Annotated in this window: 15 protein-coding genes; 12 read left to right on the top strand and 3 right to left on the bottom strand. The window is 72.1% G+C overall.

The genetic code is table 11. The annotated features are described in order from the left end of the window. The 8 genes from CRP55_RS44465 (at nucleotide 1) to CRP55_RS44430 (ending at nucleotide 7,535) form a co-directional block, all read left to right on the top strand. Nucleotides 1-2,775: a Na+/H+ antiporter subunit A gene (locus CRP55_RS44465; RefSeq protein WP_097328130.1), complete on the top strand. Its 2,775-nt coding sequence runs from the start codon at nucleotides 1-3 to the stop codon at nucleotides 2,773-2,775. Continuing rightward, on the top strand, nucleotides 2,772-3,161 hold the full coding sequence (locus tag CRP55_RS44460) for a Na(+)/H(+) antiporter subunit C (protein ID WP_097328129.1): 390 nt from the start codon (nucleotides 2,772-2,774) through the stop codon (nucleotides 3,159-3,161). Before CRP55_RS44465 ends, CRP55_RS44460 begins: the two co-directional genes overlap by 4 nt. Then, entirely contained in the window at nucleotides 3,158-4,657 is a 1,500-nt protein-coding gene (locus tag CRP55_RS44455; protein WP_097328128.1) for a Na+/H+ antiporter subunit D, read from the top strand. The genes CRP55_RS44460 and CRP55_RS44455 overlap by 4 nt, the downstream gene beginning before the upstream one ends. Beyond that, entirely contained in the window at nucleotides 4,654-5,196 is a 543-nt protein-coding gene (locus CRP55_RS44450; RefSeq protein ID WP_097328127.1) for a Na+/H+ antiporter subunit E, read from the top strand. Before CRP55_RS44455 ends, CRP55_RS44450 begins: the two co-directional genes overlap by 4 nt. Continuing rightward, entirely contained in the window at nucleotides 5,193-5,477 is a 285-nt protein-coding gene (locus tag CRP55_RS44445) for a monovalent cation/H+ antiporter complex subunit F (RefSeq protein WP_097328126.1), read from the top strand. Before CRP55_RS44450 ends, CRP55_RS44445 begins: the two co-directional genes overlap by 4 nt. After that, nucleotides 5,474-5,815, top strand: coding sequence for a monovalent cation/H(+) antiporter subunit G (gene mnhG, locus CRP55_RS44440; protein WP_097328125.1), 342 nt, complete (start codon nucleotides 5,474-5,476; stop codon nucleotides 5,813-5,815). The genes CRP55_RS44445 and mnhG overlap by 4 nt, the downstream gene beginning before the upstream one ends. Further along, nucleotides 5,812-6,255: a BON domain-containing protein gene (locus tag CRP55_RS44435; RefSeq protein WP_097328124.1), complete on the top strand. Its 444-nt coding sequence runs from the start codon at nucleotides 5,812-5,814 to the stop codon at nucleotides 6,253-6,255. Before mnhG ends, CRP55_RS44435 begins: the two co-directional genes overlap by 4 nt. Before the next feature lie 110 nt (nucleotides 6,256-6,365). Then, nucleotides 6,366-7,535, top strand: coding sequence for a hypothetical protein (locus CRP55_RS44430; protein WP_097328123.1), 1,170 nt, complete (start codon nucleotides 6,366-6,368; stop codon nucleotides 7,533-7,535). Between the two features lie 52 nt (nucleotides 7,536-7,587). Here CRP55_RS44430 and CRP55_RS44425 read toward each other — a convergent pair whose 3' ends face one another. Then, nucleotides 7,588-8,358, bottom strand: a complete 771-nt coding sequence (locus CRP55_RS44425) for a dienelactone hydrolase family protein (RefSeq protein ID WP_097328122.1) — start codon at nucleotides 8,356-8,358, stop codon at nucleotides 7,588-7,590. Continuing rightward, nucleotides 8,355-9,305 (bottom strand): alpha/beta hydrolase, encoded by a 951-nt coding sequence (locus tag CRP55_RS44420; protein ID WP_097328121.1) that lies wholly within the window; start codon nucleotides 9,303-9,305, stop codon nucleotides 8,355-8,357. The genes CRP55_RS44425 and CRP55_RS44420 overlap by 4 nt, the downstream gene beginning before the upstream one ends. Nucleotides 9,306-9,374: 69 nt before the next feature. On the opposite strand from CRP55_RS44420, the gene CRP55_RS44415 reads away from it, so the two are divergent. Next, a complete protein-coding gene (locus tag CRP55_RS44415) occupies nucleotides 9,375-9,923 on the top strand; it encodes a TetR/AcrR family transcriptional regulator (protein WP_097328120.1) in 549 nt (182 codons plus the stop codon). Beyond that, nucleotides 9,920-11,239, top strand: a complete 1,320-nt coding sequence (locus CRP55_RS44410) for a peroxidase family protein (protein ID WP_097328119.1) — start codon at nucleotides 9,920-9,922, stop codon at nucleotides 11,237-11,239. Before CRP55_RS44415 ends, CRP55_RS44410 begins: the two co-directional genes overlap by 4 nt. Here the strand turns inward: CRP55_RS44410 and CRP55_RS44405 are convergent. Next, the gene (locus tag CRP55_RS44405) at nucleotides 11,229-11,798 is read right to left on the bottom strand and encodes a TetR/AcrR family transcriptional regulator (RefSeq protein ID WP_097328118.1); all 570 of its coding nucleotides are present in this window, start codon (nucleotides 11,796-11,798) and stop codon (nucleotides 11,229-11,231) included. The two genes, CRP55_RS44410 and CRP55_RS44405, sit on opposite strands and share 11 nt — an antisense overlap. A gap of 67 nt (nucleotides 11,799-11,865) precedes the next feature. Here CRP55_RS44405 and CRP55_RS44400 point away from each other — a divergent pair, with 67 nt between their 5' ends. Further along, nucleotides 11,866-13,398, top strand: coding sequence for an MFS transporter (locus CRP55_RS44400; protein ID WP_097328117.1), 1,533 nt, complete (start codon nucleotides 11,866-11,868; stop codon nucleotides 13,396-13,398). 57 nt (nucleotides 13,399-13,455) lie between these two features. Beyond that, entirely contained in the window at nucleotides 13,456-14,157 is a 702-nt protein-coding gene (locus CRP55_RS51780) for a hypothetical protein (protein ID WP_101536251.1), read from the top strand. The last annotated feature ends 234 nt before the right edge of the window (nucleotides 14,158-14,391 follow it).

The raw sequence follows: 14,391 nt of genomic DNA, 5'->3' as shown, positions 1-14,391 counted from the left end.
ATGCTCGCGATCCTGCTTCTGCACGCCCTCGCCGCCCTGACAGCGCCGGTTTTGATCAGGTTTGTCGGTAACCGCGGGCTGTACGCACTTGCCCTCGTTCCGGCGTCGGCGGCCGTCTGGGCCGTCCTGAACCCCGGTCCGGTGGCGGCGACGTACCGCTGGGTGCCGCATCTGGACATGGACATCGCCCTGCGCTCGGGGCCGCTGCCGTGGCTGATGCTGCTGATCGTCGGCGGCGTCGGCGCGGTCGTCCTGGCGTACTGCGCGTCGTACTTCCCGCCCGGCGATCCCGGCCTCGGGCGCTTCGCCGCGGTCTTCCTCGGCTTCGCCGGCGCGATGACCGGCCTGGTGCTTTCCGACGACCTTCTTCTGCTGTACGTCTTCTGGGAGCTGACCACTGTCTTCTCGTACCTGCTGATCGGGCACAAGCCCGACCAGGCGGCGGGCCGCCGCGCGGCGATGCAGGCGCTGGTCGTGACCACGGCCGGCGGCCTGGCGATGCTGGCCGGCTTCGTCATCCTGGGGCACGGCGCCGGCACGTACCGCTGGTCCGAGATCGCCGAGGGCCCGCTGCCGGCCGGAAGCACGACGGCGGCGGTGCTGATCCTGGCCGGGGCGCTCTCCAAGTCGGCCATCTTCCCGTTCAGTTTCTGGCTGCCGGCCGCGATGGCCGCGCCGACGCCGGCCTCGGCCTATCTGCACGCGGCCTCGATGGTGAAGGCCGGTGTCTTCCTGGTCGGCCTGCTCGGCCCGGTCCTCGCCGTCACACCGGCCTGGCAACCGATCGCGGTGATCGGGGGCGCGGTCACGTTGCTGCTCGGCGGCTGGGCCGCGCTGCGCCAGAACGACCTGAAACTGCTTCTGGCGTACGGAACGGTGAGTCAACTGGGTCTGCTGACCGTCGCGTTCGGCGCCGCCTCGAAGGCGGCCGCCCTGGCCGGCGTCGCCCTGCTGGTGGCGCACGCCTTGTTCAAGGCCACCCTGTTCCTGGTCGTCGGCATCATCGACAAGCTGACCGGCACCCGAGACCTGCGCGAGTTGAGCGGCCTGGCCCGCCGGATGCCGGTCCTGGCCGGCGTGGCCGCCCTGGCCGTGGCGTCGATGGCCGGCCTGCCCCCACTGGCGGGCTTCGTCGGCAAGGAGGCGCTGTTCGCCGCGTTCGAGCACGACCCGCTCGTGCTGGCGGTCCTGGTCGCCGGTTCGGTGCTGACCGTCGCCTACGGCCTCCGATTCCTTTGGGGCGCCTTCGGTGACAAGTCCGTCGCCGCCATCGACGCCGCTCGCCCCTCCCCGGCCTTCATCGCGCCGGCGGCGTTGCTCGCCATCGCCGGGCTCGCGGTCGGGGTGGCTGCGCCTGCGCTTGATCGGGTGCTCACGCCGTACGTCAATCTCTGGAGCGGAACCACCGATCACCTCGCGCTGTGGCACGGGTTCGGACTGCCGGTGCTGCTGTCGGTGGTGGTGCTGCTCGGCGGCACGGCGATCTTCCTCGCCCAGCGACGTGGCCTGCGGTGGCCGGAGCAGCGGCTGCCCGCGGCCGACGGCGTCTACCGGCGGCTCATGGCGGCCATCGACCGGGCCGCGGTCGAGGTCACCGGGGCCACGCAGCGCGGGTCGCTGCCGTTCTCGCTCGGCGTGATCCTGCTGGTTCTCGTCGTGATGGGGGCGACGACGCTGCTGCTGTCCGGGTTCCGGCCCGACGGGGTGCGGCTCTGGGACTCACCGCTGCAACTCGTGGCCGGCGCCGTCGTGGTGGCGGCGGCGCTGATCGCGGTGCGGGCCCAGCGCCGGCTGACCGCGATGATCCTGGTCGGGGTCTGCGGGTACGGGGTGGCCGTCCTCTTCGTGCTGCACGGCGCCCCCGATCTGGCGCTCACGCAGTTCCTGGTCGAGACGGTCACGATCGTCATGTTCGTGCTGGTGCTGCGGCGGCTTCCGCGACGGTTCTCGGAGCGGCCGCGGGCCAGCCGGTGGATCCGCATGTCGGTCGCGGTGGCCACCGGTCTGGTCACGTCGGCCATGGCCTACGTGGCCGTCAGCGGACGGCTCGCGGTGCCCGTCTCCGTCGACTTCCCGGGGCCCGCGGTCTCCTTCGGCGGGGGCCACAACGTCGTCAACGTGGCCCTGGTCGACATCCGCGCCTGGGACACGATGGGCGAGATTTCGGTGCTCGTGGTGGCCGCGACCGGCGTGGCCAGCCTCATCTATCAGCGCAGCGCGGCGCTGCAGCGGCGCCGGGCCGAGCAGACCGTGCCGCCGCGGCAGGCCGGCTGGCTGCTGGCCGGCGAGAGCCGCGAGTCGATCATCTTGCAGGTCGTGGCGCGGCTGCTGTTCCACGCCATCGTGCTGTTCTCGGTCTACCTGCTCTTCTCCGGCCACAACGCGCCGGGCGGCGGCTTCGCCGGCGGGCTGGTGGCGGGGCTGGCGCTGACCATCCGTTATCTGGCCGGTGGTCGCCGCGAGCTGAACGCGGCGGCGCCGGTCGACGCGGGCCTGGTGCTCGGCACCGGCCTGCTGATCGCGGTCGGCACCGGGGCGGCCGCTCTCATAGCGGGCGGGCAGGTGCTGCAGAGCGCCCTGGTCGACGTGACGCTGCCGCTGATCGGACATGTTCACTTCGCCACGTCGGCCTGCTTCGACGTCGGCGTCTACCTCATCGTCGTCGGCCTCGTCCTGGAGATCCTGCGCAGCCTCGGCGGTGAACTGGACCGCCAGTACGCCGCCTCCGAGACCTCTTACGCCGCCGAAGACCGACGAGAGAAGGAGCTGGTATGACTCCGAACCTGGTCTACGTCGTCATCGTCGGCGTGCTCTTCGCGGCCGGTGTCGCGATGCTCCTCGAGCGCAGCCTCACCCGCGTGCTGATGGGGATGATCCTGCTCGGCAACGGCGTCAACCTGCTCATCCTGCTGGGCGGCAAGGCCGGGGCGCCGCCGATCGTCGGCGCCGCGAACGAGCGGGACATGGCCGACCCGCTCCCCCAGATCATGATTCTCACCGCGATCGTCATCACGCTCGGCATGACCGCCTTCCTGCTGGCCCTGGCCTATCGCAGCTGGGCCATGGCCGGGCACGACGAGGTGCAGGACGACGTGGAGGACCAACGCATCATGCGCCTGGCCGAGACCGACCAGGGTTCCGGAACCGAGGACGACCGATGACTTGGCTCGTGCCCCTGCCCGTCGTCATGCCGCTGATCGGCGCGGCGCTGACCCTGATGATGGCCGGCCGGCCGCGCGCGCAGCGGACCGTGAGCCTGACCGTCCTCACGGCCACCGTCATCGTGTCGGCCGCCCTGCTCTGGCTCACCACCACCGGCGGCTCGATGGTCGTGACGGTCGGCGGCTGGGCCGCCCCGCTCGGCATCGTGCTCGTCGCCGACCAGTTGGCGGCGCTGATGCTGGTGGTCTCCGCCACCATGACGGTGTGCGTGCTCGTCTACTCGATCGGCCAGGGCATGGCCGACGGGCACGAGGAGACGCCGCTGTCGGTCTACCACCCGACGTATCTGGTGCTCACGGCCGGTGTCACCAACGCCTTCCTGGCCGGCGACCTCTTCAACCTCTACGTCGGATTCGAGATCCTGCTGGTCGCCAGCTATGTCCTGCTGACGCTCGGCGGCACCGAGAACAGGATCCGGGCCGGCATCACGTACGTCGTCGTCAGCCTCCTGTCGTCGGTCATCTTCCTGACCGCGATCGGCCTCATCTACGCGGCCACCGGCACACTGACCATGGCCCACCTGGTCGAGCGGCTGGACGAGCTGCCGGACGGCCTGCGCCTGATGCTGCAGGGCATGCTGCTGCTCGCCTTCGGCATCAAGGCCGCGGTCTTCCCGCTGTCGTCGTGGCTGCCCGACAGTTATCCGACCGCGCCCGCGCCGGTCACGGCCGTCTTCGCCGGCCTTCTGACCAAGGTCGGTGTGTACGCCATCATCCGCACCGAAACCCTGCTGTTCCCCGGCGGGCGCGCGGCCGTCGTGCTGCTCATCCTCGCCCTGCTGACGATGGTCGTCGGCATCCTCGGCGCGGTCGCGCAGTCCGACATCAAGCGCCTGCTGTCGTTCACCCTGGTCAGCCACATCGGCTACCTGCTGTTCGGGGTCGGCCTGACCACGCAGCTGGGCCTGTCCAGCGCCATCTTCTACGTGGTCCACCACATCACCATCCAGACCACGCTGTTCCTGGCCACCGGACTCATCGAGAAACGCGGCGGCAGCACCGCGCTGGACCGGCTCGGCGGCCTCGCGCGGCTCTCCCCCGTGCTGGCCGTCCTGTTCCTGGTGCCGGCCCTCAACCTGGCCGGGATCCCGCCGTTCTCCGGCTTCATCGGCAAGCTGGGCCTGGTCCAGGCCGGCGCGGCCGACGGCGGGGTGCTGGCCTGGCTGCTCATCGCCGGTGGCCTGGCCACGAGCCTGCTCACCCTCTACGCCGTGGCCCGCGTCTGGAACCTGGCCTTCTGGAGGGTCCCGCCCGCGTCGGCGCCCGCCCGGAGCCCGCTGCCGCCGCTGATGGTGGGCTCGACGCTGGCGCTGGTCGTGCTGGGCGTGGGCCTCACGGTCGTCGCCGGCCCGCTCTTCGAGATCGGCGACCAGGCCGCCGGTGGCCTGCTGGAACGTTCCGGCTACGTCGAGGCCGTCTTCGGGGGCCCGCGATGAGCCCGGCACGGGGACGGTGGCGGGACCGGGCCATCGCGGCGCTCGGGCTGACCGCGATCTGGGTGCTGCTGTGGGGCTCGTTCACCCCGTTGACGATGGTGGGCGGGGCGCTGGTGGCCGTCGTGGTCCTGACCGTCTTCCCGCTTCCCGCGGTGACCTACGCGGGGCGGATACACCCGCTCGGGGTGCTGCGCTTCGCCGGGCGCTTCGCCAAGGACCTGGTCGTGGCGAGCGTGCAGGTGTCCTCGCTCGCCTTCCGGTTCGGGCACGTGCCGCGCAGCGCGGTCATCGCCGTACCCCTGAAGGTCCCGTCCGATCTCGGCCTGACCCTGACCGCCGAGGCCGTGTCGCTGGTGCCCGGAAGCCTCATCGTCGAGGCGGACCGGGAGCGCGGGGTGCTCTACGTGCACGTGCTCGGGGTGCGGGACGCGGCCGGCGCCGACCGTTTCCGCCGCGACGTGCTCGACCTGGAACGCCGCATCGTCCAGGCGTTCGGCTCACCGGCCGAGCGCCGCGCCATCAAGGAGCCGCCGACATGACAGTCATCGCCGTGCTGGTCACTTCCCTGCTCGCCCTGGGCGCCGGCCTGGCCCTGATCCGCGTCGTCCGAGGGCCGTCCGTCCTCGACCGCATCGTCGCCACCGACGTGCTGCTGGCGGTCATCGTGATGGCCATCGCCGCCGAGGCCGCCTTCTCCCGCGACGCGACCGGCCTGCCCATCCTCGTCGTCCTGTCCATCCTGGGTTTCACCGGCGCCGTCAGCGTCGCCCGCTTCACTTCCGCGGCCTCCGCGGCCTCCGCGCCGAGGGGGCGTCGATGAGCGGCGTTCTGGACGTGGTGGCGGCGGCCTGCCTGGTGGTCGGGGCGCTGCTCAGCCTCTCGGCCGGGGTGGCGCTGCTGCGCTTTCCCGACCTGTTGTCGCGGATGCACGCCGCCACCAAGCCTCAGGTGCTCGGCCTGCTGCTGGTACTGCTGGGCTGCGGCCTGCGGCTGCGCGACATCGTCGACGTCACCACGCTGATCCTCGTCGCCGTCTTCGGAATGGCGACCGCCCCGGTGGCCGCCCACATGGTCGGCCGCGCCGGCTACCGGGCCGGAATGGCCCGCTCCGACCTGCTGGTCACCGACGAACTGGCCACCGCCGACGAGCGGCCATGACGCACTTCTTCGCCGAGCCGCCACCGGAGGATCCGGCGCCGGCCGACAGCCGCCTCGCCCGCCGGGTGGCCGCCGCGCTCACCGGGCACGACGGCGTGACCGTCGACGTGCAGAACGGCGTCGTCATCCTGACGGGAACGGTGGGCGACGCGCGTAGCCACGATGCCGTGCTCGGGCGCGTACGGGAAATGGGTGAAGCTCGTGATCTCTGCGACGGCCTGACCGTGCGCGACGGGCGCAGCGGCCCCGGCCGCGAGGCCGAGCTCTTCGGCGAGTTGGCCGCCCGCCTGGCCGTCCGTCCCCCACCACGCAAGGCGTGGCGGGCCCCGATGGCCGTCGCCGCCCGGGCCGCCGTGGTGACCACCACCGTCACCGTCGTCTTCGCGGTCGGGATCCTGGCCCTGATCGCCGACATCCTCCTGCGCGCCCGCGGCCGGTAGCGCGGCTTTTTCAGCGTCGCGTCAGCGCCGTTCCAGCGCTCCGTGCCATCGTCCGCCGACGGATGGCGGCCGGGCCGCACCCGGTCGCCCGGCAACGGCAAAGGAGCGACATGTTACGCATTCTCGGCGCCGCGGGGACGAGCCTGGTGCTCGTGGCGGCCGCCGCCGCGCCGGCCCAAGCGGCCACGTCCTGGACCGTGCTGAGCACATCCGATCGGGGCACTGTCGCCAACGAGCTCTACGGCAGTGCCGCGTTGTCGGCCTCCTCCGCGTGGGCGGTCGGCAGTTGGTACGACACCGGCCGGGCCGCACCGCGCACCTTGATCGAGCGCTGGAACGGCACGTCCTGGTCGACGGTGACGAGCCCGAACGCCACCGACTACTACAACGAGTTGCGCGACGTCGACGCCGCCTCGGCGAGCAGCGCGTGGGCGGTGGGATACGCCAACGGGTCGCCCGGCGTGAACGGCGCCCCGCGCAACGCCCTCGCCCTGCGGTGGAACGGCACGTCCTGGTCGGCCGTCGCCACGCCGCAACCCGGAACCAACTTCCGGCAGTTGTACGGCGTGAAAGCCGTCTCCGCCACCGATGCCTGGGCGGTCGGCTGGTACTACGACAGCTCCCTGCACGGCGAGGCCCTGATGCTGCACTGGAACGGGACCGCGTGGACCCAGGTCACCGCGCCGGACCCGGGAACGTCCGGCACCTCGCTGGAGGGCGTCGCCGGCACCGCGGCGAACGACATCTGGGCGGTCGGCTACTACTCGAACACCGGCGAGAAGGGCGTGCTGGCTCATCCGCTCGCCGTCCACTACAACGGCGTCAGCTGGGTGCGGAGCCCGTTGCCCGAGTCGGGCACCGGAACGTTCCTGCACTCGGTCACCGCTCTGTCCGCGACCGACGTGTGGGCCGTCGGCTCGAAGAACGGCTACGCCACCCCGGTCGCCTACCACTGGAACGGCTCCGTCTGGAGCGAGGTTCCCACCGCGCCTGTCGGCGGGGCCGGAAACAACATTCTGTACGGCGTGTCCGGCACCGCCTCCGGAGTCTGGGCGGTCGGTTACAGCTCGGCCGGCGGCCGGACCCAGCCCATGGTTCAGCGCTGGAGCGGCACCGCGTTCACGAACGAGACCGTGCCGCGGCAGGAGATCGGCGGCCTGCTCTACTCGGTCGCCGCCACCGCCGGTCCCACGGTCTTCGCGGCCGGCACGCGCTGGGACCTCAACGACAGCGGCTCGATCAGCGACCGCACCCTGTCGATGCGCGGCAGCGGCAGCTGACACGATCCGATGACCGGCCCGGCGGCACATCTGTGCCGCCGGGCCGGAACCGTCAGGCGGTGAAGACCTCTTCCAGGAAGTTCTCCAACTCGCGCCAGCTGCGCTTGTCGGCCTTCTCGTGGTACGGGGGAATGCCGGGCAGCGTGTACGCGTGCTGGGCGCCCGAGTAGAGGGTGATCTGCCAGTCGAGGTCGTCGCGGGTGCGCAGCTCGTCGGCGAACTTCTGCACCGCCGCGTCCGGCACCACGGGGTCGGCGGCGCCGGTGAGGATGAGCAGCGGGGCGGTGATGGCGGCGACGTCGGCCGGCTCGTGGGTGACCAGGCTGCCGTGGAACGAGACGGCGCCGGCGAGCGGGGCGCCGGTGCGCGCGAACTCCACGGCGGCGCTGCCGCCGAAGCAGTAGCCGAGGACCACGATGCGGTCCGGGTCGACGCGCGGGTCCTGGGCGACGACGTCGTACGCGGCCCGCACGCGGGCCCGCATCAGCCCGAGGTCGCCGTAGTACTTGCCGGCCTCGGCGGCCGACTGCTCGTCGTTGTCGAAGGTGACGCCGGCGCCGTAGATGTCGGCGGCGAACGCGAAGTAGCCGAGGCGGGCGAGCATCTGCGCGCGGGCCTTCGGGTACTCCCGCAGGCCCGTCCAGTCGTGGACGACGATGACCGCGGGCTTGCGGTCGGTGACGGCGGTGTCGTGGACGGCGTACCCCTGAAGGGGTTGACCGTCGTGCTCGTAGGCGACGGTCTCGTCCTCGATGCGGGTGCCCGCGCCGGCCGGCACGGTGTCGACGAGGTTCTGGTGAAGGGCGGACAGTTGCTCGGTCATGCTTGCGATCTTCGTACTTCCGGGCGGTGGGGCGTGAGGCGGCCCCGGAGAAAGCCGGTGATCTCGGACCGGGCGGCCCGGGCCTTCCGGACGAGGCCGGGTGTGCTGACGAACGCGTGCGGCGCGCCGGGATGCTCGGCCACCTCGGCCGGGACACCGGCCGCGCGGAGCCGGTGGGCGTACGCGCGGCCCTGGTCGGCCACCGGGTCGAGCGTGGGCACCACGATGAGCGCCGGGGCGGCGCCGCTGTGCTCTACGGCGTGCAGCGGTGACACGGCGAGGGGATCCGCGCCGTCCGGGACGGCCAGCCGGAGGAAGAACTTCATCTGGGTCAGGGTGAGAGTCGGGCTGTCGGCGTGTTCCCGCATCGAGGGGTAGCCGAGCGCGGTCGCGGTCAGATCGACGCACGGGTTGACCAGCACCTGGGCCCGGATCGCCGGGCCCGCGCGAAGGGCGATCATCGCGGCGACCACCCCGCCGGCGCTCTCGCCGAACAGGGCGACCCGCGACGGGTCGACGTCATCCCAGGTCAGCGCCTGGTTCAGCACCTCCCAGCCGTCCTCGACGGCCGCCGCCAGCGGGGTCTCGAACGAGACGAGGCGGTGCTCGACCGACACCACAACGGCCGGCAGGCGGGCCGCGAGATGACTGTTGATCCAGTCGCTCTGCACGGCCGTGCCGACGAAGCCGCCGCCGTGCACGTGCAGCACCAGCGGCAGTTTCCCGCCGGACGGGCGGTAGACGCGCACTCGCACCACGCGATCGGGCAGCGTGACGTCCTGCCAGTGGATCACGACGCCGCGGGCGGGAAATCCCGTCACCAATCGCGACAGCCGCGACGAGCGCTTCCGGTTCTCCGCCTCGCTGAGCGAACGGAGCTTCGCGGGTGTCATCGCCGGCCAGTCCGGTTCCTCGCGCAGCGCGGACAGGACACGGATTCCGAGCATGTCTCCTCCAGCCAATAACGCTACCTTCGGTATCGAAACTTGAAGTAGCGTAACTGCTAGGGTGGCGGCATGGCCAGACCCCGTACCGGCATCGACGCCGAGGTCTTCGCGGCGACGCTCAAGACGGTCCACGAGCTCGGGTACGCCCGGGCCACCGTCGACCGGATCGCCGCCGAGGCGGGAATCGCGAAGACGACCGTCTATCGCCGCTGGCCCACCAAGGGCGCCCTGCTCACCGCCTGCCTGGTCGACGCGTTCGGGCCGGCGCCGCTGACCGGCGCGAGCCGGGAGGAGATCCTGGCCGGGGCCGTCCGCTGGATCGCCGCGAAGATCGGCGAGCCGGGCATCGGGGCCGCGTTCGCCGGTGTCTTCACCGATGCCGTCAACGATCCTTCGCTGCGGGAGATCCTGTCGGCCCAGCTCCAGGATCCGTACCGGATCGCGATCGAGGAGACGCTCGGCATGGCGGAGCGGGAGGTGCTCTTCATCATCGACGTCGTGGTCGGCACCCTGTTGCACCGCATGGGCATGACCGGCGAGCCGATGGACGGCGACGACGTCGAGGCGCTGATCACGCTCGTCACGAAACAGGATGCCGCCCGGTCTCAGAGGGCATGACCCTTCCCACCCGCGACCACTGCCTCAGCCTCGTCCGCGCCGTCGACCGCCCGACCGGGCCGGCCCGGTACGGCCGTATGTTCCCGGGCCTGGAGCCGCTGGGTTCCGACCCGAAGCTGCTGATGCGCGCCGGCGACACCGGCGGGATCTGCGACGCGGCGCCGCTGCTGGACGAGCTGAACCCGGGCGGCGACGACGCGGCCGGTGCGGCCGGCTGGCCCTTCTTCGGCCAGCTGATCGCACACGACATCACCGCCGACCGCTCCCCGCTGGCCGGCGGCATCGACCCCGAGGCGCTCAAGAACGCCCGCACGCCCAAGCTCAACCTGGAGATGCTCTACTCGGACGGCCCGATCGGCTCGCCGTTCCTGTTCGACGTGAACGATCCGGCCAAGTTCCTCGCCGTCGACGGCGACGTGCCACGCAATCCCCAGGGCGTCGCCCTGATCGGCGATCCGCGCAACGACGTGCACAGGTTCGCTCTGACGCTGCACGTCGCGCTCATCAAGGCGCACAACCGCATCGTCGACTGGTTGCGCGAGGGCGGCGTTTCCGAGGCGGACGTGTACGAACGCGCGCGCATCACGCTGACCTGGCACTACCAGTGGATCGTCGTGCACGACTTCCTGCCCCGCCTGGTCGGCGCGCCGCTCGTCGACGACGTCCTGGCCAACGGCGGCCGCTGGTTCGCGCCGGAGCCGATGAAGGCGTACATCCCGCTGGAGTTCGCCGATGCGGCCTTCCGCTACGGGCATGGGCAGATCCGGCACACGTACCGGCTCGTCGAGGGTGGCCCGGAGGTGCCGCTCTTTCCCGACCTGGTCGGCTTCGGCCCGCTGGAGCCCGGCCGTCATATCGACCTGGCACAGATCTTCGACGTGCCCGGCCGCCCGCCCGCGCAGCGCGCCAAGCGCCTCGACGGCCGCCTCGCGGCCAGCCTCATCGGATTGCCCGTGCAGGTCACCGGGGCCGTCGACGCCGACGCGTACCACTCCCTGGCCGTGCGCGACCTGCTCCGCGGCGAGACGACCGGCCTGCCCAGCGGCGAGGCGGTGGCGCGCGCGATCGGCGCCGAGCCGCTCGTCCTCGAGGAGTGGCCGCACGGCATCCCGCTGTGGTTCTACATCCTCAAGGAGTCCGAGCTGCTCGGCGACGGCGACCGCCTCGGCCCGGTCGGCGGGCGGATCGTCGCCGAGGTGCTGATCGGCCTGCTCCGGGCCGACCCAGCCGGCTATCTGAGCCTGGAGGCGGACTGGACGCCGATCCTGCCCGCCCGCGGCGACAGCTTCACCCTGGCCGACCTGCTCATCCCGTGAACGAGCCCTCGCCCCTGGTCATGGAGAGCAGCAACTCCCGCGTCCGCTCCAGGGCCGCGGGGTTGCTGCCACCCTCGTAGAGAGTGGCCAGCGAGGCGCCGTCGGCGGCCTTCGTGATGATCAGGACCCGGTCGGGGTGCAGGCCGTCGGAAGTGAACGCCGCCTCCCACTGCCGCGCGTCCCGCTGGAGGATCTCGGCCACCCCGGGCACGGTCGACAGGGCGGCCGACAGCAGCAGGTGCTCCGAGATCGCCGTGTCGTCGCCGAGACTGTCGAAAATCGCTTTGACGTACGCCCGGACGAGGCGCCCCGCCGCGTGATCGGCCGGGTCGACCGCCGCGCGGACCTCGGCCGCGAAGGTGTCGACCTGATCCTGCGCCAGCGCGAGGAGCAGTTGGTCGCGGCTGCGGAAGTGGTGGAGCAGACCGCTCTTGGAGACTCCCGCCTCACGGGCGATGACGTCGAGGCTCACACCGGCGCCCTGCTTGGCCACGGTGCGCGCGGCGGCGTCGAGCACCGTGCGCCGCGTGCGGGCGGTGTCCCGTTCACGAGGAGGCATGCAGATCACAGTAGTAGCCGACCGTTTGGTCTGTACTACCGACCAGATGGTCGGCTAATGTTCGAGCATGACTTCGAACGGACGCCGCTGGGGTGCGCTCGCCGCCCTGACGCTGGCGGTGACCCTGCTGGCGGTGGACGGCACAGTGCTGGCGCTGGCGGTGCCGGCGCTCACGGCGGACCTGGCGCCGACCAGCAACCAGCTGCTCTGGATCGGCGACGTCTACTCGTTCGCGCTGGCCGGGCTGCTCATCAGCATGGGCACGCTGGCCGACCGCATCGGGCGCAAGCGCCTGCTCCTGCTGGGCGTGACCGGCTTCGGCGCGGCCTCGCTGCTGGCCGCCTTCGCGCCCACCGCGGGCTGGCTCATCGCCGCCCGGGCGCTGCTCGGCGTGGCCGGCGCGACGCTCATGCCGTCCACGCTCTCGCTGGTCCGCAACATCTTCCCGGAGCCGCGGCTGCGCACCCGGGCCATCGCCATCTGGTCGGCCGGCGCCTCCGGCGGCGCCGCGCTCGGCCCGCTGGTCGGCGGCCTCCTGCTGGAGCACTTCTGGTGGGGCTCGGTCTTCGTCATCAACGTGCCCATCATGCTGCTGGTGCTGGCGGCCGTCTTCGTGCTCGTGCCGGAGTCCCGCGACCCCGCGCCGGGCCGCTTCGACCCGCTGAGCGCACTGCTTTCGGTCGCCGCGATCGTCCCGCTGGTGTGGGCCGTGAAGGAGGCCGCCCACTCGGGTGTGAACGCCTCCTCGCTCGCGGCGGCGCTGATCGGCCTGGCCGCCGGCACGTGGTTCGTGCGGCGCCAGCGGCGGCTCACCTCGCCGCTGGTCGACGTCACGCTCTTCGCCCGGCCGGCCTTCAGCGGCACGGTCGCGGCCAGCGTGATCGCCATCTTCGCGTTCAGCGGTCTGCTGTTCTTCTTCTCGCAGTACCTCCAACTGGTCCGCGGCTACTCACCGCTGCAGGCCGGCCTGCGCGAGCTCCCGTTGACGCTGGCGTCGATCGCCGTGGTCGTCATCGCCGTCCGCGTGATGAACCGCCTCGGCGTCGGCCGCTCCCTCGGCCTGTCCCTGCTGGTCACGGCGGCCGGCTTCGCGGTGCTGACGGTCGGCGAGGGCGCGCCCGGCTTCGGCGTGCTGGCCGTGGGCCTGGTCATCGTCGGCCTCGGCGTCGGCATCGCGTTCACGGCCTCGACCGACGCGATCCTGGCCTCGGTCCCGCCGCAGCGGGCGGGTTCCGCCTCGGCGGTCTCCGAGATGGCGTACGAGCTGGGCGTGGCAACGGGAATCGCCTTGCTGGGCACGTTGCACACGGTGCTCTACCGGGCGTCGCTGCCCGACCTCTCCGCCCTGCCCGGCACGGCGAGGACAGCCGTCGAGGAGTCGCTCGCGTCGGCCACCCAGGCCCTGAGCGGCAACGCGCTTCTGGACGCGGCCCGCGACGCCTTCTCCCACGCCATGCAGGCGACCTCGATCGTCGCGGCCGTCCTGCTGCTCGTCGCCGGCGCTCTCGCCTGGAAGCTGGTCCCCTCCGGGCCCGCACCCACGGGGGAGCTCGCCGACGAGCCCGGCGCTCGCGAAACGGCTTCGGCGCGACCGCACTGAGCCCGCTGGCGTCCATGGGTTACGGTTCCTGCTCAAAGACGCTGGGGGGCATGGACGATGGTCGACGTCATCGAGACGACGGAGCTGGCCGGCGCGCGCCGCCGGATGGACAAGGTGACGAGCGCCGCCGTCGTGGTCACGGTCGACGCCGTCCTGTTCCTGGCGATCGCCGTCGTCGGCGTGCCGTTCCTGATGTTCGTCTTCGCGGACGAGACCGGCACGTGGGCTCGCCTGTGGCCGTACGTGGGTAGCTGGGTCCTCGCCGGCGTGGGCGGCGCGGCCTGCGCGGCCGCCACCTACGGCCTCACCCGCAGCGGCGCGCAGCTCGCCCGCCACGGCGGCGCGGCCGCGGCCGTGGGCGCCGCCGTCGTGGCGGTGCTCATCTCCGCGCTGCTGTGGCGTTCCCTGATGCTCGGCCCGGTGACCGCGGTCTTCGTCATCGCCAACCTGATCGCCGCTTTCGTTCTCTTCAGTGCCAAAGAGCCGTCCTTCGCACGCTTCCAGCCCGCCACCCTGACGCCGGAGCCGTCACCGCTCCCCGAGATGCCCGGCTTCGCCCCCACCGAGGACACCACCCCCGAGGCCCACGACCTGTACCGCCGCCCCGGCCGCGGCACGGAGTCCGAGACCAAGTCGACCATCGACCTTCAGGTCCGCCCCCGCCCCGGTTCCGGCCGCCGGCGCCCCCGCACCCAGCCCGCCCTGCGCACCCACGCCGGCATCCAGCTGCCACCCCGCGCCCGCCGCACCCGCCCCTGACTTTCACGAGCTCAGCGCCGAACCGCTGTCCGCGAACTCCCCCGGCGCCCCCGGACGGCACTCAGCCGACCGAGAAGGAGGGCGGTGGCGCGGAAGTGGGTGGTTGCCGATCGGCTCGGACGTCGCGATGTGACGGTGATCGCCGTTCAGCGGGTTCGGGTGCGGTGGGGCCGCGGCCTCGCGCGGCGCGCCGCAAGCGAACCGGCGTCGCGGACTGGACCAGCCGCTGCCCTC

The sequence above is a fragment of the Paractinoplanes atraurantiacus genome (assembly GCF_900215205.1).
GTDB classification, from domain to species: Bacteria; Actinomycetota; Actinomycetes; order Mycobacteriales; family Micromonosporaceae; genus Actinoplanes; species Actinoplanes atraurantiacus.
This window is presented reverse-complemented; position numbering and strand designations above follow the sequence as displayed.

Coding starts and splice junctions, on each gene's coding strand:
- CRP55_RS44465 (WP_097328130.1), top strand. CDS start 1: ATGCTCGCGATCCTGCTTCTGCACGCCCTCGCCGCCCTGACAGCGCCG.
- CRP55_RS44460 (WP_097328129.1), top strand. CDS start 2,772: ATGACTCCGAACCTGGTCTACGTCGTCATCGTCGGCGTGCTCTTCGCG.
- CRP55_RS44455 (WP_097328128.1), top strand. CDS start 3,158: ATGACTTGGCTCGTGCCCCTGCCCGTCGTCATGCCGCTGATCGGCGCG.
- CRP55_RS44450 (WP_097328127.1), top strand. CDS start 4,654: ATGAGCCCGGCACGGGGACGGTGGCGGGACCGGGCCATCGCGGCGCTC.
- CRP55_RS44445 (WP_097328126.1), top strand. CDS start 5,193: ATGACAGTCATCGCCGTGCTGGTCACTTCCCTGCTCGCCCTGGGCGCC.
- mnhG (WP_097328125.1), top strand. CDS start 5,474: ATGAGCGGCGTTCTGGACGTGGTGGCGGCGGCCTGCCTGGTGGTCGGG.
- CRP55_RS44435 (WP_097328124.1), top strand. CDS start 5,812: ATGACGCACTTCTTCGCCGAGCCGCCACCGGAGGATCCGGCGCCGGCC.
- CRP55_RS44430 (WP_097328123.1), top strand. CDS start 6,366: ATGTTACGCATTCTCGGCGCCGCGGGGACGAGCCTGGTGCTCGTGGCG.
- CRP55_RS44425 (WP_097328122.1), bottom strand. CDS start 8,358: ATGACCGAGCAACTGTCCGCCCTTCACCAGAACCTCGTCGACACCGTG.
- CRP55_RS44420 (WP_097328121.1), bottom strand. CDS start 9,305: ATGCTCGGAATCCGTGTCCTGTCCGCGCTGCGCGAGGAACCGGACTGG.
- CRP55_RS44415 (WP_097328120.1), top strand. CDS start 9,375: ATGGCCAGACCCCGTACCGGCATCGACGCCGAGGTCTTCGCGGCGACG.
- CRP55_RS44410 (WP_097328119.1), top strand. CDS start 9,920: ATGACCCTTCCCACCCGCGACCACTGCCTCAGCCTCGTCCGCGCCGTC.
- CRP55_RS44405 (WP_097328118.1), bottom strand. CDS start 11,798: ATGCCTCCTCGTGAACGGGACACCGCCCGCACGCGGCGCACGGTGCTC.
- CRP55_RS44400 (WP_097328117.1), top strand. CDS start 11,866: ATGACTTCGAACGGACGCCGCTGGGGTGCGCTCGCCGCCCTGACGCTG.
- CRP55_RS51780 (WP_101536251.1), top strand. CDS start 13,456: ATGGTCGACGTCATCGAGACGACGGAGCTGGCCGGCGCGCGCCGCCGG.